Origin of the sequence: Lentzea sp. NPDC060358 (genome assembly GCF_042725365.1) — a bacterium.
GTDB lineage: Bacteria > Actinomycetota > Actinomycetes > Mycobacteriales > Pseudonocardiaceae > Lentzea.
This window is the reverse complement of the sequence record NZ_JBHXCW010000012.1, coordinates 30,086-50,296: the sequence shown is the minus strand read 5'-3', so window position 1 is coordinate 50,296 and position 20,211 is coordinate 30,086. Positions and strand designations below refer to the sequence as shown.

General features: G+C 70.3%; 22 protein-coding genes. 8 read left to right on the top strand and 14 right to left on the bottom strand.

Features of this window, described 5'->3' with window-relative positions:
- Positions 1–2: 2 nt before the first annotated feature.
- Positions 3–1,100, bottom strand: a complete 1,098-nt coding sequence (locus tag ACFWGZ_RS04555; protein ID WP_382450065.1) for an amidohydrolase family protein — start codon at positions 1,098–1,100, stop codon at positions 3–5.
- 12 nt (positions 1,101–1,112) lie between these two features.
- Here ACFWGZ_RS04555 and ACFWGZ_RS04550 point away from each other — a divergent pair, with 12 nt between their 5' ends.
- Entirely contained in the window at positions 1,113–2,423 is a 1,311-nt protein-coding gene (locus ACFWGZ_RS04550; protein WP_382450064.1) for a glutamine synthetase, read from the top strand.
- On the opposite strand, the gene ACFWGZ_RS04545 is transcribed toward ACFWGZ_RS04550, so the two are convergent.
- From ACFWGZ_RS04545 to ACFWGZ_RS04525, 5 genes are all read right to left on the bottom strand, one after another.
- On the bottom strand, positions 2,404–2,943 hold the full coding sequence (locus ACFWGZ_RS04545) for a sigma-70 family RNA polymerase sigma factor (protein WP_382450080.1): 540 nt from the start codon (positions 2,941–2,943) through the stop codon (positions 2,404–2,406). The genes ACFWGZ_RS04550 and ACFWGZ_RS04545 overlap by 20 nt on opposite strands.
- Before the next feature lie 185 nt (positions 2,944–3,128).
- A complete protein-coding gene (locus tag ACFWGZ_RS04540) occupies positions 3,129–3,806 on the bottom strand; it encodes an RNA polymerase sigma factor (protein ID WP_382450063.1) in 678 nt (225 codons plus the stop codon).
- A gap of 103 nt (positions 3,807–3,909) precedes the next feature.
- On the bottom strand, positions 3,910–4,476 hold the full coding sequence (locus tag ACFWGZ_RS04535) for a sigma-70 family RNA polymerase sigma factor (RefSeq protein WP_382450062.1): 567 nt from the start codon (positions 4,474–4,476) through the stop codon (positions 3,910–3,912).
- 247 nt (positions 4,477–4,723) lie between these two features.
- Positions 4,724–5,293, bottom strand: coding sequence for a sigma-70 family RNA polymerase sigma factor (locus ACFWGZ_RS04530; RefSeq protein WP_382450061.1), 570 nt, complete (start codon positions 5,291–5,293; stop codon positions 4,724–4,726).
- Positions 5,294–5,391: 98 nt separating this feature from the next.
- Positions 5,392–6,111 carry a class I SAM-dependent methyltransferase gene (locus ACFWGZ_RS04525; protein WP_382450060.1) on the bottom strand — a complete coding sequence of 240 codons (720 nt, stop codon included), beginning with the start codon at positions 6,109–6,111 and terminating at the stop codon, positions 5,392–5,394.
- Positions 6,112–6,144: 33 nt separating this feature from the next.
- Here ACFWGZ_RS04525 and ACFWGZ_RS04520 point away from each other — a divergent pair, with 33 nt between their 5' ends.
- Genes ACFWGZ_RS04520 through ACFWGZ_RS04505 form a run of 4 tightly spaced genes read left to right on the top strand, consistent with a single transcriptional unit; the run spans position 6,145 to position 10,041 of the window.
- Positions 6,145–6,990 (top strand): ParA family protein, encoded by an 846-nt coding sequence (locus ACFWGZ_RS04520; RefSeq protein ID WP_382450059.1) that lies wholly within the window; start codon positions 6,145–6,147, stop codon positions 6,988–6,990.
- Positions 6,983–7,744 (top strand): Fpg/Nei family DNA glycosylase, encoded by a 762-nt coding sequence (locus ACFWGZ_RS04515; protein WP_382450058.1) that lies wholly within the window; start codon positions 6,983–6,985, stop codon positions 7,742–7,744. The genes ACFWGZ_RS04520 and ACFWGZ_RS04515 overlap by 8 nt, the downstream gene beginning before the upstream one ends.
- Before the next feature lie 53 nt (positions 7,745–7,797).
- The gene (locus ACFWGZ_RS04510; protein ID WP_382450057.1) at positions 7,798–9,015 is read left to right on the top strand and encodes a cytochrome P450; all 1,218 of its coding nucleotides are present in this window, start codon (positions 7,798–7,800) and stop codon (positions 9,013–9,015) included.
- A 39-nt stretch (positions 9,016–9,054) separates the two neighbouring features.
- Positions 9,055–10,041 (top strand): quinone-dependent dihydroorotate dehydrogenase, encoded by a 987-nt coding sequence (locus ACFWGZ_RS04505; RefSeq protein ID WP_382450056.1) that lies wholly within the window; start codon positions 9,055–9,057, stop codon positions 10,039–10,041.
- Here the strand turns inward: ACFWGZ_RS04505 and ACFWGZ_RS04500 are convergent.
- The 8 genes from ACFWGZ_RS04500 to rimO form a co-directional block, all read right to left on the bottom strand.
- Positions 9,984–11,204, bottom strand: coding sequence for a glycosyltransferase (locus ACFWGZ_RS04500; protein WP_382450055.1), 1,221 nt, complete (start codon positions 11,202–11,204; stop codon positions 9,984–9,986). The genes ACFWGZ_RS04505 and ACFWGZ_RS04500 overlap by 58 nt on opposite strands.
- Before the next feature lie 206 nt (positions 11,205–11,410).
- Entirely contained in the window at positions 11,411–12,595 is a 1,185-nt protein-coding gene (locus ACFWGZ_RS04495; protein ID WP_382450054.1) for a uracil-xanthine permease family protein, read from the bottom strand.
- A gap of 237 nt (positions 12,596–12,832) precedes the next feature.
- Positions 12,833–13,654, bottom strand: a complete 822-nt coding sequence (locus ACFWGZ_RS04490) for a hypothetical protein (RefSeq protein ID WP_382450053.1) — start codon at positions 13,652–13,654, stop codon at positions 12,833–12,835.
- A gap of 28 nt (positions 13,655–13,682) precedes the next feature.
- Positions 13,683–14,534, bottom strand: a complete 852-nt coding sequence (locus ACFWGZ_RS04485; RefSeq protein ID WP_382450052.1) for a PspA/IM30 family protein — start codon at positions 14,532–14,534, stop codon at positions 13,683–13,685.
- 349 nt (positions 14,535–14,883) lie between these two features.
- Positions 14,884–15,306, bottom strand: coding sequence for a helix-turn-helix domain-containing protein (locus ACFWGZ_RS04480; RefSeq protein WP_382450051.1), 423 nt, complete (start codon positions 15,304–15,306; stop codon positions 14,884–14,886).
- A 102-nt stretch (positions 15,307–15,408) separates the two neighbouring features.
- Complete coding sequence (locus ACFWGZ_RS04475) at positions 15,409–15,888, bottom strand: CinA family protein (protein WP_382450050.1); 480 nt, start codon at positions 15,886–15,888, stop codon at positions 15,409–15,411.
- Entirely contained in the window at positions 15,885–16,463 is a 579-nt protein-coding gene (pgsA, locus tag ACFWGZ_RS04470; RefSeq protein WP_382450049.1) for a CDP-diacylglycerol--glycerol-3-phosphate 3-phosphatidyltransferase, read from the bottom strand. The genes ACFWGZ_RS04475 and pgsA overlap by 4 nt, the downstream gene beginning before the upstream one ends.
- Positions 16,460–17,863, bottom strand: coding sequence for a 30S ribosomal protein S12 methylthiotransferase RimO (rimO, locus tag ACFWGZ_RS04465; RefSeq protein WP_382450048.1), 1,404 nt, complete (start codon positions 17,861–17,863; stop codon positions 16,460–16,462). The genes pgsA and rimO overlap by 4 nt, the downstream gene beginning before the upstream one ends.
- A 95-nt stretch (positions 17,864–17,958) precedes the next feature.
- Here rimO and ACFWGZ_RS04460 point away from each other — a divergent pair, with 95 nt between their 5' ends.
- The 3 genes from ACFWGZ_RS04460 (at position 17,959) to ACFWGZ_RS04450 (ending at position 20,151) form a co-directional block, all read left to right on the top strand.
- Positions 17,959–18,459: an amino-acid N-acetyltransferase gene (locus ACFWGZ_RS04460; RefSeq protein ID WP_382450047.1), complete on the top strand. Its 501-nt coding sequence runs from the start codon at positions 17,959–17,961 to the stop codon at positions 18,457–18,459.
- Positions 18,460–18,521: 62 nt separating this feature from the next.
- On the top strand, positions 18,522–19,373 hold the full coding sequence (locus tag ACFWGZ_RS04455) for a MerR family transcriptional regulator (protein WP_382450046.1): 852 nt from the start codon (positions 18,522–18,524) through the stop codon (positions 19,371–19,373).
- On the top strand, positions 19,357–20,151 hold the full coding sequence (locus ACFWGZ_RS04450; protein WP_382450045.1) for a hypothetical protein: 795 nt from the start codon (positions 19,357–19,359) through the stop codon (positions 20,149–20,151). Before ACFWGZ_RS04455 ends, ACFWGZ_RS04450 begins: the two co-directional genes overlap by 17 nt.
- Positions 20,152–20,211 lie beyond the last annotated feature (60 nt).

Below are 20,211 nucleotides of genomic sequence, written 5' to 3'. Positions count from 1 at the left end.
TCCTACAGTTCGTACACGCGTGCCGCGTTCTCCGACGAGATCATCCGTGCGATCCGGTGCGCGTCTTCTTCGAGGAACGCATCGCGCCGCAACCCGTCGGCGAGGAAGTCCGACAACGCCTGCCGGAACAGCAACGCGCCGAGGTAGTACAGCTCGGGCAACGCGAACGCGTCGGACGAGAACAGGAACTTCCCGTACGGCACGATCTCCAGCGCCTCGGCGAACACGCGCGACGCCTGGTGCCCCAGCCCGTGCGTCGCCAGTCCCAGGTCGCAGAACACGTGCGGGAACACCTGCGCGAGGTATCCGGCCTGCCGGTGGAACGGGTAGTTGTGCAGCAACAGCACGGGCACCCCAAGCGAAGCCGTCGCCCGCAGGAACGGCGTCAGCAGCGACGGGTCGCACCGGTGCAGGTCGATGTCCGAGTCGCCGTACCCCACGTGGAACTGCAGCGGCAGCCCCGCGTCCAGCGCCTCCCAGGTGAGCCACGCGATCACCACCGGGTCCGCCAGCCGCCCCGGCTCCCGCGCCGACACCGCGGCGACGACCTCGGCATCGGCCGGCCGCGCTCCCGGCAGGTCCAGCCCGGCCCGGTAGGCCGCGACGGACTTCGCCCCCACCGCCGTCGAGGAGGCGAGCCGCGACCGCACCTCGGTCAGGAACTCCGAGGGTGGCACGACGTCCAGCAGCGACTCCGCCAGCACCTCCAGCCGCACGATCTCGTGCGCGGCGCCGCCGGTCAGCGAGGCCAGGTCGGGCCCCGCGACCAGCCGCTCCGGCTGGAACCCGCCGTCCACCAGGAACGTGTGGATGCCCGACGCCATCAGGAACGTCCGCGTCACCTCGGTGACGTGCAGGGAGTTCCTCCGCTCGAGGTACTCCTCCGCGGGCGCGTGCCGGGGCAGGTCCAGCAGAGGCGCGCACCACCTCCGCACCGCGAACCCGACCGCCGAGTCGAAGAACGAGCCGCCCAGCGGCGAGACCTCGTCCGCCTCCAGCAACAACGACTCGAACTCGGCGCGTGTGCTGTCCGTGCGCAACACACCGTGGCAGTGGTGGTCGATCAGCCCGATCTCGGCGACGAACGGCAGGATGGCCATAAGCTCAGCATCGTGGACTCTGCCGAGCGGGACCAGCGGTTCGACCGGGCGACCGGGCTCGTCGACCGGCTCGACGCCGAGGGCGTGCGCGTGGTCGCGCTCACCTGGGTCGACAACAGCGGGATCACCCGCACCAAGTCCGTCCCGCTGCGCCGGCTCGCCCACGCGGCAGCGCACGGCGTCGGCGCCTCACCGGTGTTCGACGTGTTCCTGTTCGACGACTGGATCATCCAGGGCCGGTTCGCCGGCGGGCCGGTCGGCGACCTGCGGCTGCACCCCGACCTCGACCGCCTCACCGTGCTCGCGGGCCAGCCGGGCTGGGCGTGGGCGCCCGCCGACCGCCACTTCCAGAGCGGTGTCCCGTACCCGATGGACCAGCGCCTGCAGGCGCGCCGGGCCGTCCAGCGGCTCGCCGAGCGGGGCCTCGGCGCCCAGGCCGGGTTCGAGATCGAGTGGTGCGTCGGCAAGGCGCACACCGACGACTGGGTGCCCGCGACGAGCGGGTCCGCCTACGGCCACGCGCGCCAGGTCGAACTGTCCGACTACTGCGTCGACCTCCTCGCGGCGCTCGACCGGCAGGGCGTCGAGGTCCTGCAGTTCCACCCCGAGTACGCCGCCGGCCAGTTCGAGGTGTCCACCGCGCCGGAGGACCTGGTCGGCGCCGCGGACACCGCCGTGCTCGTCAAGGAGACCGTCCGCGCCGTCACCCTCAAGCACGGCATGCGCCCGTCGTTCTCCCCCAAGGTGGTCAACGGCGGCGTCGGCAACGGCGGCCACCTGCACGTGAGCCTCTGGCGCGACGGCACGAACCTCTTCGACGGCTTCCAGGAGGAGGCGAAGCAGTTCAGCGCCGGAGTGCTCCACCACCTCCGCGCGTTGTGCGCGATCGGCTGTCCCTCTCTCGCGAGCTACCTCAGGCTCGTGCCGCACACGTGGTCGGCGCCGTTCGCAGCGTGGGGCGAGGAGAACCGGGAGACGGCGTTGCGGCTGATCCGGGACAACCTCGAGATCAAGTGCTTCGACCTCACCGCGAACCCGTACCTGCTCGTCGCCGGGGTCGTCGCCGCCGGTCTGGACGGCATCGCCACCGAGGCGGCGCTGCCGGACGGGCTGCACGTCGACCCGGCGCTGCTCGACGGCGTCCCGCGCCTGCCGGCGTCCCTCGGGGAGGCCGTCGACGAGTTCGAGAAGGACACCGTGCTCACCGAGGCGTTCGGCCAGGAGCTCGCGGGCACCATCGCCGACGTGCGGCGCGGGGAGATCGAGCGCTACCGGGACGCCAGTCCGCAGGGGGTCGCGAACCTCATCCGCTGGCGTTATTGATCTCCTTGCGCAGCCGCGTCAGCGCGCGGTGCTGGGCCACCCGCACCGCGCCGGGCGTCGACCCCACGGCCTCGGCCGTCTCCTCCGCGGACAGTCCCACCATCACCCGCAGCACCACGATCTCGCGCTGCTTCTCCGGCAGCACGCGCAGCAGCTTCGACATCTGGTCGGACAGCTCGCCCTGCATCGCCCGCTGCTCCGGACCCGCCGCGGTGTCCATCGACTCGGGCAGCTCGGGCACGGCCTCCGCGCGGTTGCGCGAGAAGCTGCGGAACGAGTCGGCCACCTTGTGCGCCGCGATGCCGTAGACGAACGCGAGGAACGGCCGTCCCTGGTCGCGGTACGACGGCAGTGCGGTCAGCACGGCCAGGCACACGTCCTGCGCGACGTCGTCCGCCGACGCGAACGTGCCGACGCGCGCACGGCAGTACCTCACGACCAACGGCCGGATGGTGCCGAGCAGCCGTTCGATGGCACGGCGGTCGCCGGCCACAGCGCGCGCGACGTGGTCGTCGGCCACTTCGGGACGACCCGTGTAGTAGGAGGGCGAAGGCGGGTCCACCGGTCCCGTGGCGCCACCGGCCGTCCGGTCCACCAACGCGTCGAGCGTCCCCCTCGAAGCTGCAACCGGGCCTCCGACCGAGGAGCGCTGAACCGCTCCGTCGGGCACCTTGCGGTGCAGGCCGGGTGTGAACTCCACGCAGATCACCGTTCCTCTTCTGGAAGCCGGCGCACGGAGAGCCTCGCGCGCCGGATCCGTCCTTCGACCGCACGCGGGGTGAGCCGCAAGAGCTCACCGATCTCCGCGTGCGAGTAGCCCTGGTCATGGAGGAAGAGCAGCCGCCGGTTGTCCTCGCTCAGCGCCGCGAACGCCGCGTTGACGGCGTCCTGCTCGATGACGGCGTCCTCGGGGGTCCCCTCGGTCACCACGTTCTCGAGCGAGGCCACGGTGTCGACCAGCCGCACGTCCTGCCAGCCGTTCCCCCGCGTCTGCCAGCGGCGGTAGACGTTCGGGAACGCGAGCACGCAGGCGTTGACGAAGTACTCGTTCAACGGCTGGCCGTGCTCGACGGTCCACTCCCGGCCGAGCAGCCCCCGGTCGCGGAAGATGACGTACCCCTCGTACACCGCGTCGCTCGCCAGTTCCTCCGCTTCCTGCGGCGGGATCTCCTGCCGCTGCAGGAACCGGCCCTGCTGGTCGCAGCGGGCGAACATCGCACCCGAGCGGACGAGCTTCGTAACAACTTCGAGACCATGGGCGAGAAGCTGACGGTGGAACTCCTCCCAGCGCGGGCCGGAAAGCCCCCACTCGCGGAAGTGCTGCATCAGCACCCCGTCTGTGCGCAGCCGGTCGGCGGCAAGCGCTGAGTCCGAACTTCCCATGCCCCCTGGTCCCTATGTCGGCGTCTTCCTGCCCTCTAGGTATGTCGTTTGGGTGCGTCCACCCCACGCACTCCGCACTACTTGTCACAAATGCAAACGAATGTCACCCGATCGGGACACTCAAAGCAGTGATTTCCTTGCGAAGTCGCCCCAACGCACGGTGCTGGGCAACACGAACGGCACCCGGCGTCGACCCCACGGCCTCCGCGGTCTCCTCCGCCGACAGCCCCACCACGACGCGCAGCACGAGGATCTCGCGCTGCTTCTCCGGCAGGAGGTGCAGCAGCTGCCCGAGCGTCCCGTTCAGCTCGCCCTGCAGGACGCGGTCCTCCGGTCCCCCGCTGCGCACGGCCTGGTCCGGCACCTCGGCCACCGGCTCCGCACGGTTACGAGCGAGCGCGCGATGAGCATCGGCGACCTTGTGCGCCGCGATGCCGTAGACGAACGCGAGGAAGGGCCGGCCCTGCTCGCGGTAGTTCGGCAGCGCCGTCAGCACGGCCAGGCACACGTCCTGGGCGACGTCGTCCGCGGTCGTCGCGGACCGGCCGACCCGCGCGCGGCAGTACTTCACCACCAGCGGTCGCAAATAGCGAAGCAGCAGATCAGTGGCCTTGCCGTCGCCGAGCACAGCCAGTCTGACCAGCTCCGCGTTGACTGCCGAAGTCTCCATCCGAAAGGTCCCCTCGTCTTCGTCCCGGAGAGGAGACGTGCGATCCGTCACTCCTTATGCGGAAAGTATGGAGAAACTTCAATTGTCACCCGGATGGAGCAACAGACAGCAGGGAGTGACAGGCGTTGAGCAACCACTCCACGTAATCGAAACCGGCTCGTTCCGCCGATTCGGTGATTTCGTGGCGAGTAATTGCCCGAGGCCGTTTCCTGCCCACGACGGTCTGACCGAGAGCCCCCGAGGCCCGTCAGATCAGCTCCTCGACCCCCACCGAGGTCCGCAGCTTCGCCAGGGCGCGGTGCTGGGCCACCCGGACGGCCCCCGGCGTCGAGCCGGTCGCCTCCGCGGTCTCCTCCGCCGACAGCCCCGCGACGACCCGCAGCAGCAGGATCTCGCGCTGCTTGTCCGGCAGCACCCGCAGCAGCCGGCCCAGGCGCACCGAGAGCGAGCCGAGCAGCGCGTTCTCCTCGGGGTCGATCGCGAGCGACGGCCCGTCCGGCACCTCGGCGACCGGTTCGGACCGGTTGCGCGCCGACACCCGGTGCGCGTCCGCGACCTTGTGGGCGGCGATGCCGTAGACGAACGCGAGGAAAGGTCTGCCCTGTTCGCGATAGGAGGGCAGAGCCGTCAGGACCGCCAGGCAGACCTCCTGGGCCACGTCGTCCGCGGAGGCGTACGCGCGCTCATGGCGGCCAACGCGCGCACGGCAGTACCGCGCGACGAGGGGCCGCACGGACGCCAGCAGCCGTTCCACGGCGAGCCGGTCACCCGCAACGGCCTCGTTGACCAGGGAGGCCAGCAGGTCGGAACTTTCCATCGCGTCGGTTCCCTACTTCGGCAGCGGAGACATCATCTTTCGCCGCCAACTCGTTCGGGACCACTCCCCGGGACCAGAAGTCCCGAATGCAAACGCTGTCAGGCGGTACGGCGGGCGAGCACGTGCAGGCGGGCGGCGACGTCGCGCAGCGGGGACCGCGTGGCAGCGGCCAGTTCCAGCTCGGCGAGCGCGTCCGCGGCACCGGGGTTGGCGTCGAGCACCACTCCGGGCACCAGGTCAGAAACTACGCCGTGACCCTGCAGGATCTCGACAGCCAGACCGGATTCGAGGACGAGTTTCTCGAGATTCGCCACGTCGAAGCGGCGCTGCAACGGGTCGCGGGTGCCCGCCAGCTGGCCCGCCTCGTCGTCGAGCAGCCTGCGCGCGTCGACGATCCGGCCCGCGATCGCGCGGTGCAGGATCGCCGCGTACCGGTTCGCGACCAGCACCGACACCGCGCCGCCGGGCGCCACGGCGACGGCCAGCGCGGCCAGTGCGGCGGGTGCGTCGTCGACGACCTCGAGCAGCCCGTGGGCCAGCACCAGATCGGCCTCACCTGCGGGAACGCCCAGCGAGTCGGTGTCGCCCTGGACCGCGTCGATCGTCACGCCGGCCTCGCGCGCACGGGTGTTCAGCGTCGCCAGCGCGTTCGGGGAGGGCTCCACGACCGTGACCGCGCACCCCGCCGCGGCGAGGGGAACGGCCCAGACGCCGCTGCCACCGCCGACGTCGAGCACGCGCGGCGGTTCACCGCCCCTGCGCTCCCGCGCGGCGGCCAGTTCGGCGTCGAGCACCCGTTGTACGGCGTCCGGTCGCATGGCACACAGAGTAGGAGACCCTAGAGTAGGTCTGTGCATACGGTGTCCGTGCTCAGCCTCAAGGGAGGCGTCGGCAAGACGACGGTGGTGCTCGGCCTGGCCTCTGCCGCCCTGCGCCGTGGCGTCCGCACTCTGGTGATCGACCTCGATCCGCAGTGCAACGCCACGTCGACGCTGGAACCCGAGGAGTCCAAGGCCAGCATCTACGACGTCCTGCAGGACCCGTCGGAGGAGAACCTGGAACAGGCGATCCGCCCCAGCAGATGGGGTGACGGCATCGACGTGCTGTCCGGGTCCGAGGACGCCGAGCTGCTCAACCACCCGGATCCGAACGAGTCGCGCCTGCACCGGCTGAAAGACGCGCTGCGAACACTGCGCGACATGTACGACGAGTTCCCGTACCACCTCGTGCTGATGGACTGCCCTCCCTCGCTGGGCCAGCTGACCCGCTCGGCGCTGGTGGCGGCCGACCGGGCGCTGCTGGTCACCGAGCCGACGATGTTCGCCGTGGCGGGCGTGCAGCGGGCGTTCGAGGCCGTGCAGAACGAGCGTGAGGCCAACAACGCCGACCTGCAACCGCTGGGCGTCGTGGTGAACCGGGTGCGGCCGCGCTCGCACGAGCACCAGTTCCGCATCGAGGAGCTGCGCGACATCTTCGGCCCGCTGGTGATGCCGGTGGCGCTGCCGGACCGGCTCGCGGTGCAGCAGGCGCAGGGCGCGTGCATGCCGATCCACGAGTGGGGCACGCCGGGCGCGCGCGAGGTGGCGCTGGCGTTCAACCTGCTGCTCGCCCGGATCCAGCGGATCTCCCGCAGCCGGCGCCGCGCGGTGCACCACGACTTCGACGACGACGAGATCCAGGAAGCGGTGGATGCCTGAGGGCGACACCGTCTTCCTCGCGGGCAAGCGCATGCACGACGCGCTCGCCGGGAAGACGCTGCTGAAGGGCGAGCTGCGCCACCCCAGGCTCGCCACGATCGACCTGGCGGGCCTGGACGTGCTCGGCGTGCGCACCTACGGCAAGCACATGTTCACGCACTTCTCCGACGGCAACAGCCTGCGCAGCCACTTCCGGATGGACGGCTCGTGGCACCTCTACCGGCCGGGCGAGCGCTGGCGCCGTCCCGCGCACCAGGCCCGCGCGGTGTTCGAGGTCGACGACCGGCAGGCCATCGGATTCGCGCTGCACGACATGGAGTTCGTTCCGACAGCGCGCGAAGATGAGCTCATCTCGCATCTCGGTCCTGATCTTCTGGCGGAGGACTTCGACGCCGCTGAGGCCGTTCGGCGGTTGACCGCCGATCCTTCCCGGCCCATCGGGATCGCATTGTTGGACCAGCGGGTGATGGCCGGAGTCGGCAATCTCTACCGCGCGGAAGTGTGTTTCCTGTTGCGCGTTCTGCCGACGGCCCCGGTGTCCGCCGTGGACCCCTCACGTGCGGTGGCGCTGTCGCGGAAGCTCTTGCAGGCCAACCAGTGGCGGCCGGAGCAGTCGACCACGGGCGACCTCCGCGTCCAGCACTACGTATTCGAGCGCACCGGCAGACCGTGTTTGCGATGCCGCACAAGAGTCCGATCGGACGAGATCGAGGGCAGATTCGTGTACTTCTGCCCACAATGCCAATCCGGTTGAACCGAGACGCCCGTCCGGCCGTGTCCTTCGATATGGCGGTAAATCTGGATGCGTTGCGCCCGGGCTTCACCGACGACCCGTACTCGGTGCTGAAGAACCTGCGCGAGTCGGGCCCCGTGCACCGGGTCGAGACCCTCGGCGTGCCGATGTGGCTCGTGACCCGCTACCCCGACGTGCGCGCGGCCCTGGACAACCCGCTGCTGTCCTCGCACGGCTCCGCGCTCGCCGAACCCCTGCGCGGCCACCCGCACTTCGCGTCTTGGTGGTTCGGGGACCTCTCCGACCACATGATGAACAGCGACGCCCCCGACCACACGCGCCTGCGCCGCGCGGTGTCGAACGTGCTCACGCCGCGGCGGATCGCCGCCCTGCGCCCGCGGATCGAGCAGCTCGCGGCGTCGCTCGCCGACGGGTTCGCCGACTCCGGCGGCTGCGACCTGATCGCGGACTTCGCGGCCCCGCTGCCGATCACCGTGATCATGGAGCTCCTGGGCGTCCCCGCCGTCGACCAGGAGAACTTCCGCTACTGGGCCGACGTGGTGACGGGCCTGGCCGACGGGGACGCGGCCTCGGCGCGCGAGGAGACCTCCGGCTACCTGCGCGACCTCGTGGCGCACAAGCGGACCTCCGGCGACGACGACCTGATCGGCGGCCTCGCCCGCACGACCGGCGAGGCGGCGCTGACCGACAGCGAACTGGCCTCTCTGTCGTTCCTGCTGCTCGTGGCGGGCTACACGACCGCCGTCGACCTCGTCGGCAACGGCACGCTCGCCCTGCTGCGCAACCCGGAGCAGCTCGAACTGCTGCAGCGCTCGTCGTCGATGCTGCCGGGCGCGATCGAGGAGTTCCTGCGCTTCGACGGGCCGGCCTCGCACGTGCTGCGGTTCGCCTCCCAGCCGCTCACGATCGGCGGCGTGCAGATCCCCGCCGGCGACGTGGTGCTGCTGTCGTTGGCCTCCGCCGAGCACGACACCGCGCGCTACCCGCGGGCGGACCAGCTCAACATCGAGCGGGCGGACCGGCAGCACCTCGCGTTCGGGCACGGCATGCACTTCTGCCTCGGCGCGCCGCTCGCCCGGCTCGAGGGCGACGTGGCGTTCCGGACGCTGCTGGAGCGGTGCTCGGGGCTCGCGCTCGACACGGCGCAGCCGCTCGGGTGGCGGGTGTCGCTCGGCAGCAGGGGGCTGCGGTCGCTGCCGGTGACGTTCCGGACCAAGCCGAGGATGCCGCTCGACGAGCAGGCAACGATCAAGGTGCCCAGGCCGATGTGACCGCGATCCCATCCTGAACTGGCGTTATAGGGTGGGCGCGTGGTCTACAAGCAGGTGGTTCGCAGGGCGTTGTTCGGAATGCACGGCGGCGACGCGGAGCGGGTCCACGAGACCACGCTCGCCGCCATGGCGCGGCTGAGCCCGCTCGCGCGGTTCGCCCGCGGCCAGAACAACCCCCGCACGGTCTTCGGCGTCCGCTTCCCCAACCCCGTCGGGCTCGCGGCGGGCCTCGACAAGGACGGCCGCGCGCTGCCCGCGTGGGCCGCGCTCGGGTTCGGGTTCGTCGAGGTCGGCACCGTCACCTGGCACGCCCAGCCCGGCAACCCCCGGCCGCGCCTGTTCCGGCTGCGCGAGGACGAGGCGATCATCAACCGGATGGGCTTCAACAACGCGGGTGCGCAAGCGCTTGCCGAGAAGCTCGGCCGGACGACGCTGCGGGCGCCGCTCGGCATCAGCCTCGGCAAGTCGAAGATCACGCCGGTCGAGGACGCCGTCCAGGACTACCTGAACTCGCTGACCGCGCTGCGGGACCACGGCGACTACTACGCGATCAACGTCAGCTCCCCCAACACGCCCGGCCTGCGCAGCCTGCAGGACAAGGGCGCGCTGACCGAGCTCGTCCAGGCCCTCACGCGCGCCACGGCCAAGCCGATGCTGGTCAAGATCGCCCCCGACCTCACCGACGACGCCATCGCCGAGGTCATCGAGGTGTGCGCCGGCAACGGCATCAAGGGCCTCATCGCCACGAACACCACCCTCAGCCGTGAAGGCCTGAAGAGCGCTCATCGCGACGAGACCGGCGGTCTGAGCGGCAAGCCGCTGACCCAGCGCGCGAACGACGTGGTCCGGTTCATCACCAGGAACAGCGACCTGCCGGTCATCGGCGTCGGCGGCATCGCGACCGCCGACGACGCCAAGCGCATGATCGACGCGGGCGCGAGCCTCGTGCAGATCTACACCGGGTTCATCTACGAGGGACCCGGGCTCTTGTCGAGGATCAACCGGGCGCTGTCAGCCGGGAGCTGAGGCGCCGTGCGCTCGACGTGCTCCCAGCGGCCCGCGGGCCGGTAGCCGCGCAGGACCGTGAGCGCCGACCGCAGCACCGCCACGAAGTCCACGACCACGATCACCATCAGCAGCGGGTACGCCACGGGCGCCAAGGCCAGCAACGGCGCCTTGGCGCGCCACGACTCGGTGAGGTCACCGATGATCGTGAACAGCGCCACGCCCGTGTAGACCGCGCACAGCAGCAGGATGCCGGTGAACCAGCCCGTCCGGAACGTCGCGCTGATGACGACGTAGACGAAGACCGGTTCGAACAGCACGAGCACCTCGCCCGCCGCCGTGTACGGCAGATGCACCCACGACAGCAGGCGTGAGCAGGTCGAGCCGAAGAACAGCGAGCGGTGCTTGTAGAACGCCTGCAGGCGCCCGAACTTCCAGCGGAACCGCTGCCTCAGCAGGCCCCGGAACGACGGCACGGCCTGCGTGTAGGCGATCGCGTCCGCCGCGAAGATGATTCGCCAGTCGAAGTTCCCGCGCCGCGACAGGATCTTCATCGAGAAGTCGATGTCCTCGGTCATCGTGTCGGTGTCGAAGTAGCCGCACTCGCGCACGACCGACGTGCGGAACATCGACCCGACACCGCCGATGACGTACTCGCAGTTGAAGACCGTGTAGCCCTGCTTGAGCCGGTGCACCACCGCATACTCCAGGCGCTGCACCCACCCCAGCACGCCGCGCTGCCCGGCCACCTTCACGTTCGCCGCCGCGGCCAGCACCATCGGATCCGCGAAGTGCGCCACCATCTTCGCGACGGCGGTGCGGGACAGCATCGAGTCGGCGTCCAGCACCATCACGAGCCCGTCGCCGACCAGCCGCATGCCGGCGTTGATCGCGGCCGCCTTGCCCGCGTTCTCCTGGGAGACGACGCGCACCCGGTCGCCGAACCCGGCCAGCGCGGCGAGGGTCCCGTCGGTCGAGCCGTCGTCGACGACGACCACCGACACGTCCGGATAGGAGCTGTCCACAACGGACTGGACCGCGCGGGCGACGCAGAGCTCCTCGTTGTAGGCCGGGATGACCACCCACACCTCGGGTTCGTAGGGCAGGGGGAGGTACCTGTGCAACGACAGGTCGTAGACGTCAGCCGCCACGAGGACGACGCACACACGCACAATGCCGATCATCGCGAGCGGCACCATCAACCACGCCAAGGACGTCATCGGCGATGACGCAGCAATCGGATGCGTGTCGAGACCAGACTGCCCGCGATGATGGCGCAGGCGAAGAAGAGCACCACGTAGTACGCGGCGACCATGACGAGACTCCCTCCGAGGACCGGATGCAGGATCGGTCCGATGTGGAGGGAAAAAACCACTCGAAGAGGTGGCGGTCAGCTGTGCCGCGCCGCCCTGAGCCACCGCATGACCGGGTGCAGGATCACGACGAGCAGCGAACCCCACACCATTCCGCCGAGCTCCAGGTCGCCGACCTCGATGGTCAGGTCGCCGACGCCGGCCACGAGCGCCGCGCCGCCCACCATCGCGTTCGCCGGGTTCGACAGGTCGACGCCGCGGTCCATCCAGATCCGCACGCCGATCAGCACGATCAGGCCGTAAAGGATCAGCGTGCAGCCGCCGAGCACCCCCGGCGGGATGGTGGCGAACAGCGCGATGGCCTTCGGGGAGAACGCCAGCGCCGCGGCGAAGACACCGGCGAACGCGAACGCCGCGGTCGTGTAGACGCGGGTCACGGCCATGACGCCGATGTTCTCGGAGTACGTCGTCGTCCCGACGCCACCGCCGAGGCCCGACAGGGCCGTGGACAGCCCGTTCGCGATGATCGCGTCGCCCGCGCTGCCGTCGAGGTTGCGCCCCGTCAGCGCCGCGACCGCCTTCACGTGGCCCACGACCTCCGCCACCAGCACGATCACGACGGGCAGCATCAGCAGCACCACGGACGGCCGCAGCTCCGGCTGGTGCAGCTGCGGCAGGCCCACCCACGCCGCCTCGCGCAGCTCGGTGAACCGGGCCTGCGGGACGGCGCCCGCCAGCAGCCCGCCCGCCCAGACGGCGACGAAGCCCAGCAGGATCGAGAACCGGAACAGCAGCCCGCGGCCGAGCACGCCCGCCAGCAGGATGACCGCGGTCGTGACGGCGGCCAGCACGGGCTGGTCCGCGAAGTTCGAGGTGGCCTGGTGCGAGAGGTTCAGGCCGATGATGATCACGACCGCGCCGGTGACGACCGGCGGCATGACCGACTCGAGCAGCCGCACGCCGAGGGCCTTCACGGCGATGCCGACGACGATCACCAGCAGGCCGGCGGCGACGACTCCGCCGAGCTGGGCCGCCATGCCCTGCTCGCGGGCGGCCACGAGCGGCGCCACGAACGCGAACGACGAGCCCAGGTAGCTCGGGACGCGGTTCTTGGTGATCACCAGGAACAGCAGCGTGCCCAAGCCCGAGAACAGCAGCGTGGTGGCGACGGGGAGGCCGGTGGCGGTGGGCACGAGCACCGTCGCGCCGAACATGGCGACCAGGTGCTGCACTCCGAACCCGATGGTGAGCGGCCAGCTCACCCGTTCCTGGGGTGCGACGGTTTCACTGTCGGTGATCCGACCGTCCCCGTGCACGGTCCACAACGCCAACGCACTGCCTCCCGGCGTTTCAGCCGGTCTTCCCGCAGACCGACCCCGGAATCCTGCCACGCCATGTAGTGACTACGGCTAGGTAACGGTCTGATAATCACACGATCGCCGTAAGGATCTCCAGAGAGAACCGTCGATTAGGCGTATGCAATCACAGAGAGTTACATCTCAGTGCGCTGAATAGCCGGACACGTCGCGCATCGCGGACGCCAGACCGGCCAGGTGGTCCGTCGCGTCGTCGAGCACCTCGCGCGGGTCCTGGAACTGCGTGCTCACCGCCAGCGCCTTGCCCGCCTCGGCGACCAGCGCGCAGTAGCGGTCCACACCGTCCGCCAGCTGGATCCTGAGCACCCGCACGCCCTCGACGAGCTGGGCCCGCTCCAAGTGCGGTGCGGTGTCCCTGGCACGTTCGACGGCCTGCAGCTGCCCGGACACCGCGCGGATGGCCGACGAGGCCTCCAGGGCGGTCTGACGGGCGTGCTGGACCGACTCGGCCGGCATCGTGGTGAGCGCGGGCGAGTCGAGCTGGCGCAGCAGCTCCGCCATCGCGTCCTCGGCGGTGTGCAGCTTCTCCATCGGCACCCGCGCGGACGAGATGTGCGCGGGCAGCGGCGGCCGGGGCGGAGGCGGCGGCGACAGCGCGAGCCGCTGCCGGGTCGCGGTGAGCTCGCGCAGCTTGAACCCGCTGCGCACGGCGAGCAGGCCGGGCACGGCCGCACCGATCGTGCCGCCGACCGCGGCCCACGTGTCGAGCACGCCGGTGAAGCCGAAGACGGCGAGCGTGCCGAAGATCGTGATCAGCACCAGCCAGAACGTGAGCACGGCGTTGGTCCGCTTGCGCTTGCGCTCGAGCTTCGCGACCGGGTCGTTCCACTTCTGCAGGCGGTAGCGCGCCTGCTCGGCCAGCGGGTGGCCCTGGAGCGACGCACCCAACTCGCCGACGACCTTGCGGACGATCTCGTTGTTGGGACGGTTTCTCCAGGGCTCCATGATCACCTGCTGACTCCTCCCCCGCGGCTCAGTGCTGAGCCGGCGGGACCTGCTGCTGGGTGGTCTTCTGCTCCTGCTGGACGCGCTGCGCGATCTCGGCCTGGATCTGCGCCGCCGCGCTGTTGCCCGCGGTGACCTGCTGCGGCGTGCCCTGCTGGCCGCCGTGCATGGACGCGCGGATCTGCTCCAGGCGCGACGAGCCGGCCATCTGGGTGGTCGAGGCCTGCACCTCGAGCATCCGGCCCTGGACCGAGTTCTGGGCGAGCTCGGCGGACCCGAGGGCCGTGGAGTAGCGCTTCTCGATCTTGTCGCGGACCTCTTCGAGCGACGGCACGTTGCCGGGCGCCGCGAGCTCGCTCATCTGGTTGAGCGACGCGGAGACCTGCTCCTGCATCTTCGCCTGCTCCAGCTGGCTGAGGAGCTTGGTGCGCTCGGCCAGCTTCTGCTGCAGCATCATCGAGTTGCGCTCGACGGCCTGCTTGGCCTGCGCGGCGGCCTGCAGCGACTGGTCGTGCAGCGTCTTGAGGTCCTCGATGCCCTGCTCGGCGGTGACGAGCTGGGTGGCGAAGCCCTGCGCGGCGTTCTCGAACTGCGTCGCCTTCTGCTCGTCGCCCTTCGAGCGCGCCTCGTCGGCGAGCACGAGCGCCTGACGGGCGGAGGCCTGCAGCTTCTCGACGTCGCCGAGCTGGCGGTTCAGCTTCATCTCCAGCTGCCGCTGGTTGCCGATGACGGCTGCCGCCTGCTGGGAGAGCGCCTGGTGCTGACGCTGCGCCTCCTCGATGGCCTGCTGGATCTGCACCTTCGGGTCAGCGTGCTCGTCGATCTTCGTCGAGAACGACGCCATCAGGTACTTCCAGAACTTCACGAACGGACTGGCCATCTCCTACGCCCTGCCTTCTCGGTGCCGGTGTTGGATCCATCGTCTCAATTGTGCGTCGGCGTATCCACCGACACGGGGAGATATCCGGGAACACCCTGACCCACCCCGGGACTTAGGAGTACACGTCTGACGACGTGCCAATCCTGCCCGCACCCGCGCCCTGCGACGCGGTGACCCAGTGTGCTGTGGCCAAGCCGTTGCCTGGCGTCCGGCACGCCGCCGTCGTTGTCAGTTGAACGTACGGGGAGTCGTTCTTGTTGCAGACGGTCACGTGGCCCGGACCACACGCCACCCGAATGCAGGCGGCCCCGCACACCTGGCGGAGTGCGGGGCCGGAACGACAGGGGGATCAAGCAGCAACTACCGCCTTGGGCGTCTCGCCGATCTTGCTGGTGAGCCGGTGCGTGAGCATGGGCTGCAGGCGCAGGTCGGACAGGTCGTCCGACAGCGTGGACGGCAGCACGCGGCCGCCCTCCAGCTTGCCGCGGTCCGCCCGCCCGTCCGGGACGGTGTCGGGCACCGTGTCCGGCGTCTGCTGGACGGCGCCGATGTCGGACGCGACGTGGTGCAGCAGCTCGGACAGCGGCAGTTCCAGTGCTTCGCAGATGGCCGCGAGGAGCTCGCTGGACGCCTCTTTGCGGCCGCGCTCCACCTCGGACAGGTACCCCAGGCTCACGCGGGCGGTCCGAGAGACCTCGCGCAGCGTGCGGCGTTGGTTGGTGCGGGCATGGCGAAGCCGATCACCGATCGCCTCGCGCAGCAGCACGGTCATCGCGCGCCTCCTTCCGGCCGGCCGTGTCCCTACGTTACCGATCGACACCGACAACGGGCAGTGACTTCCGAACACGTCCGCCAAGGGCGAACGAACGGCCGGTCACCGTTTGTTCCCGTCCGGCGTGATCAGCAAGTATTCCGAGAGCAGGACCAGCGCTTTTTCCACGGCTGTGAGACGCACCGCTGTCCGGTCGCCACTCACAGTGATCGTCCGCACTGTGGACACTCCAGGCCCGCTCAAGCCGATGTGGACCGTGCCCGGAGCGACCCCGTCCTGCGGACCGGGCCCGGCGACTCCCGTCAGCCCGACACCCCAGTCCGCGCCGCACCTCACCCGTGCGCCGTCGGCCAGCTGGACCGCGACGTCCGGGTGCACGGCACCGTGCTCGTCGAGCAACTGCTGATCCACGCCCGCGAGCTCGTGCTTGAGCTCGGTCGCGTAGACGATCAACCCACCGCGGACCACGGCACTCGCCCCCGGTGTGTCGACGATCGTCGCGCACAGCAGGCCCGCGGTGAGCGACTCGGCCGTGGCGACGGTCTGGTTCCTCTGCTGGAGCAGCTCGACGACGCCGGTCACAGCACCGCCCTGCCTGCTCTCGCCTTCATCTTGAACGCCCGGATGACGTAGTCGATTCCCGTCACGACGGTGAGGACGAGCGCGAGCGCCATGATCGCCCACGCGATGAGCTCCAGCACGTCGTTCTGCGGGAGCACGAACAGCCCGATCGCGATGACCTGGGCCAGCGTCTTGGCCTTGCCGCCGCGGCTCGCGGGGATCACGCCGTAGCGGATCACCCAGAAGCGCAGCAGCGTGATGGCGACCTCGCGGACGGCGATGGTGATCGTGATCCACCACGGCAGCACGTCGAGCATGCTGAGGCCCACCAGCGCGGACCCGGTCAGCGCCTTGTCCGCGATCGGGTCGGCGATCTTGCCGAAGTCGGTGATCAGGCCGTGCTTGCGGGCGAGCGTGCCGTCGATGTGGTCGGTGAAGCTCGCCACCGCGAAGATCGCGAACGCGATGAGCCGCCACGTCGTGTCGAAGCCGCCCGCTTCGAACAGGGAGAACAGGAAGACCGGTACGAGCGCCAGCCGCGCCATCGTGAGGACGTTGGCGACGTTGAGCAGCGGGACCTTCCTGGCCTCCGTCATGTCGGGATTACCTCGACGATCAGGTCGACGCCCTCGGAGTCGACCACCCGGCACCGCACGAAGTCGCCGCGCTTGAGCCCCTCGGCCTCCAGCACGATGCACTCGCCGTCGACCTCGGGAGCCTGGTGCTCGGCGCGGCCGACGCAGTCGTTCTCGTCGTCCTCCTCGGTCTCGACGAGCACCGTGACCTCGGTGCCGACCCGGTCCTCGGCGCGCTGGCTGGTGAGCTCCTCGACGAGGTTGCCGATGCGCTGCACCCGCTCGGCGATGGTGTCGGCGTCGAGCTTGCCGTCGAGGTCCTCGGCCTCGGTGCCGTCCTCGTCGGAGTAGCCGAAGATGCCGACGGCGTCGAGGCGGGCCTCGGTGAGGAACCGCTCCAGCTCGGCCAGGTCGGCCTCGGTCTCACCGGGGAAGCCGACGATGAAGTTGCTGCGGATGCCCGCCTCGGGCGCGTGCTCGCGGATCTGCCAGACGAGCTTGAGGAAGCTGTCGGTGTCGCCGAAGCGGCGCATGCGGCGCAGCACGTGCTCGCTGGAGTGCTGGAACGACATGTCGAAGTAGTTCGCGACCTTGTCGGTCTTCGCGATGGCGGCGACCAGGCTCGGCTTGGTCTCGGCCGGCTGCAGGTAGCTGACCCTGACCCGCTCGACGCCCGGGATGGACGCGAGCCGCGGCAGCAGCTGCTCGAGGGCGCCCTGCTCGCGCGGCAGGTCCTTGCCGTAGCTGGTGGAGTTCTCGCTGACGAGGAACAGCTCCTTGACGCCGTTCTCGGCGAGCCACATGGCCTCGGAGACGATCTCGTCCGGGTGCCTCGACACGAACGCGCCGCGGAAGCTCGGGATGGCGCAGAAGCTGCACCGCCGGTCGCAGCCGGACGCGATCTTGAGGGGCGCCACCGGTGCGTCGTCGAGGCGCTTGCGGGGCGTCTTGGTCGGCCCCCAGCCGTGGCCGGGCACCTGCACGGCGTCCTTGGCCTCCTGCCGCTGCACCGGCGTGATGGGCAGCAGCGTGCGGCGGTCCACCGGCACGTGCGACTCGACGGGCTTGCCGTGCAGCACGTCCTGCAGCCGCTCGGCGAGGTCGTTGTACTGGTCGAACCCGAGGACCGCGGCCGCCTCGGGGAGGCTGTCCGCGAGCTCCTTGCCGTAGCGCTCCGCCATGCACCCGACCGCGACGACCTTGGCGCCGGTGTCGGACGCGGCGAGCAGCGTGTCGACCGAGTCCTTCTTCGCCTGCTCGACGAAGCCGCACGTGTTGACGACGACGACGTCCGCGCCCTCGTCCACCAGCTCCCAGCCGCCCTCGCCGAGCCGCCCGGCGAGCTCTTCGGAGTCGACCTCGTTGCGGGCGCAGCCCAGGGTCAGCAGCGACACGCGTCGCGGAGTGGTGGGAGAAGACACGGTGCTCAGCGTAACCGGCTCCGCTCCGCGGGTTTGAATCGCGCCGCGACCTCTGCCCGCAGGCGTCCCGGGCGCCCGCTCCATACTTGACGGTTGTGACCAGTGGGGTAGTCGTGCGGCGCGCCCGCACCAGCGACGTGCGCGCCATGAAGGCGTTGATCGACGGATACGCGGGCAAGGTCCTGCTGGCCAAACCGCTGGTCACGCTCTACGAGGCGGTCCAGGAGTTCTGGGTGGCCGAGGAGGACGGCGAGCTGCTCGGCTGCGGCGCCCTGCACGTCATGTGGGAGGACCTGGCCGAGATCCGCAGCGTCGCGGTGTCGCCGCTCGCGCTCGGCAAGGGTGTCGGGCACCGGATCGTGGCCCAGCTCATCGCGACGGCCCGCGAGCTCGAGCTCGCGCGCATCTTCTGCCTCACGTTCGAGACCAGGTTCTTCCGCAAGCACGGGTTCGTGGAGATCGAGGGCACGCCGGTGAGCCCCGAGGTCTACGAGGAGATCATGCGGTCGGTCGACGAGGGCGTCGCCGAGTTCCTCGACCTCAGCTACGTGAAGCCCAACACGCTCGGCAACAGCCGGATGCTCCTGGAGCTGTAACTCTTCGAGTGATCACTCGAAGAGTCTTGACTCGACTAACCGGGTGGCGCGAAGCTACGGGCGTGTCCGAATCGCTCACCGTCGACGAGCTCGCCGCCCGCGTCGGCCTGCCCAGCAGCACCATTCGCATGTACCAGACGAAGGGTGTGCTGCACGCGCCGAGACGGCAGGGGCGCGTGGCGTACTACGACGCCTCGCACGTCGAGCGGCTGACGCTGGTCCAGCGGTTGCAGCAGCGGGGGTTCTCGCTGCCCGCGATCGCGGAGCTGATCTCGGCGCGCGAGAAGGGCGAGTCGGTCGCCGCGGTGCTCGGCATGGGCGAGACCGAGGGGCCCGACGACTGGGTCCGGATCAAGGTGCGCGACATCCGCCACCTCGTTCCGATGGGAGACGTCCAACCGCGACTCCTCCTCCGGGCAATGCGGTTGGGCTTGGTGCGGTGGAAGTACGGCTGGCCGCACGCGCGTCGCTGGGCACTCGAGGCGGGCGGCAGGCTCGCCGGCCTGCGGGTGCCCAGCGATGACGTCATGGACAGCTTCACGCGCCTGCGCACGGCGACCGACGCGGTGGCGGCGGACTTCGTGCGGTTGTTCGAGCGGCAGTTCTGGCCGGAGCTCGCGCGCAAGGCGGGCGACGAGAACCAGCTGGAGAACGTGCGGTCGCTGCTCGTCGAGCTCACCTACACCGCGGAGACCGCGGTCGTGGGGACGCTGCGGGAGTCGATCCGCGACGCGGCCGAGGAGTTCGCGTCGCGGCACGGGCTGCTGCCCAGCGACGACTTCCAGCCCGCGTGGGCCGAGCAGCCGCTGCCGCCGATCGCGGAGAACATCGTGGACCCGGCGGGCGACCTGCCGAGCGAGCAGGAGATCGCGAGCTTCCTGCAGAGGGGGGACGAGGATGAGCCTGGTCGCTGACCCCGCGTGGAGCGCCCAGATCAGGGACGAGGGGCTCGTCGTCCACGCGGGCGCGGATCTCGTGTACCTGATCCCCGACCTGCCCGGGGCGGTGGCCGTGGCACTGGCGGGGCTGTTCGAGCCGGAGCTGCGGGGAGTGGCGCGCACGGTCGACGAGAGCCGGTTGGGGGAACCGGTGCGCCGGCACGTGGCCCAGCTCAGGACCCTGGGCGCGCTCCGGCCGGCGGGGCTGCCGCCCGCGGGCGACGGGAAGCCGGTGAAGGTCGGCACGCGCGTCGTCGGCCGGGCGCCCGCCGGGCTGGTGGAGCGGCTGCCGCACGACGACGAGCCGGACCTGCTGCTCGTCGTGCGCACGACCGGGACGTTGCTCGACCTGGTCGAGGTGGCGCGCGAGACGCGAGTCCCGCACCTGCTGCTGGACCTCGCCTACCACCACACCGCCGCGATCGGGCCCTTCGTGGTGCCGGGTGGCGGCGCCTGCCTCGGGTGCCTCGCGGTGCGGGCGGGACGGCGGTGGGGCGACCCGCCTCCTCCCCCGATCCCCGGCGCACTGGCCTTCGACTTCCCGATTTCCCTTGCTCTGCAAGCGGTCCAGAACATCCGCACCGGATCACTGGCGCTGCTCGACACGGTCGTGACCGTCCACCTCGACGAGTTCACGACGACGCGGGAGAGCGTGCTGCCGGCGGCCGGGTGCGACATCTGCCCGACGGTCGAGTTCGGGCGCGTCTCACTTCCTTGGGGGAACCATGAACGCGACGGCAGTCCGGTTACCTGACCAGTTCTCACCCGGTGCGGCGGCGACCAGCGCCGCGACGCCCACCTGTTGCTGCTGTTG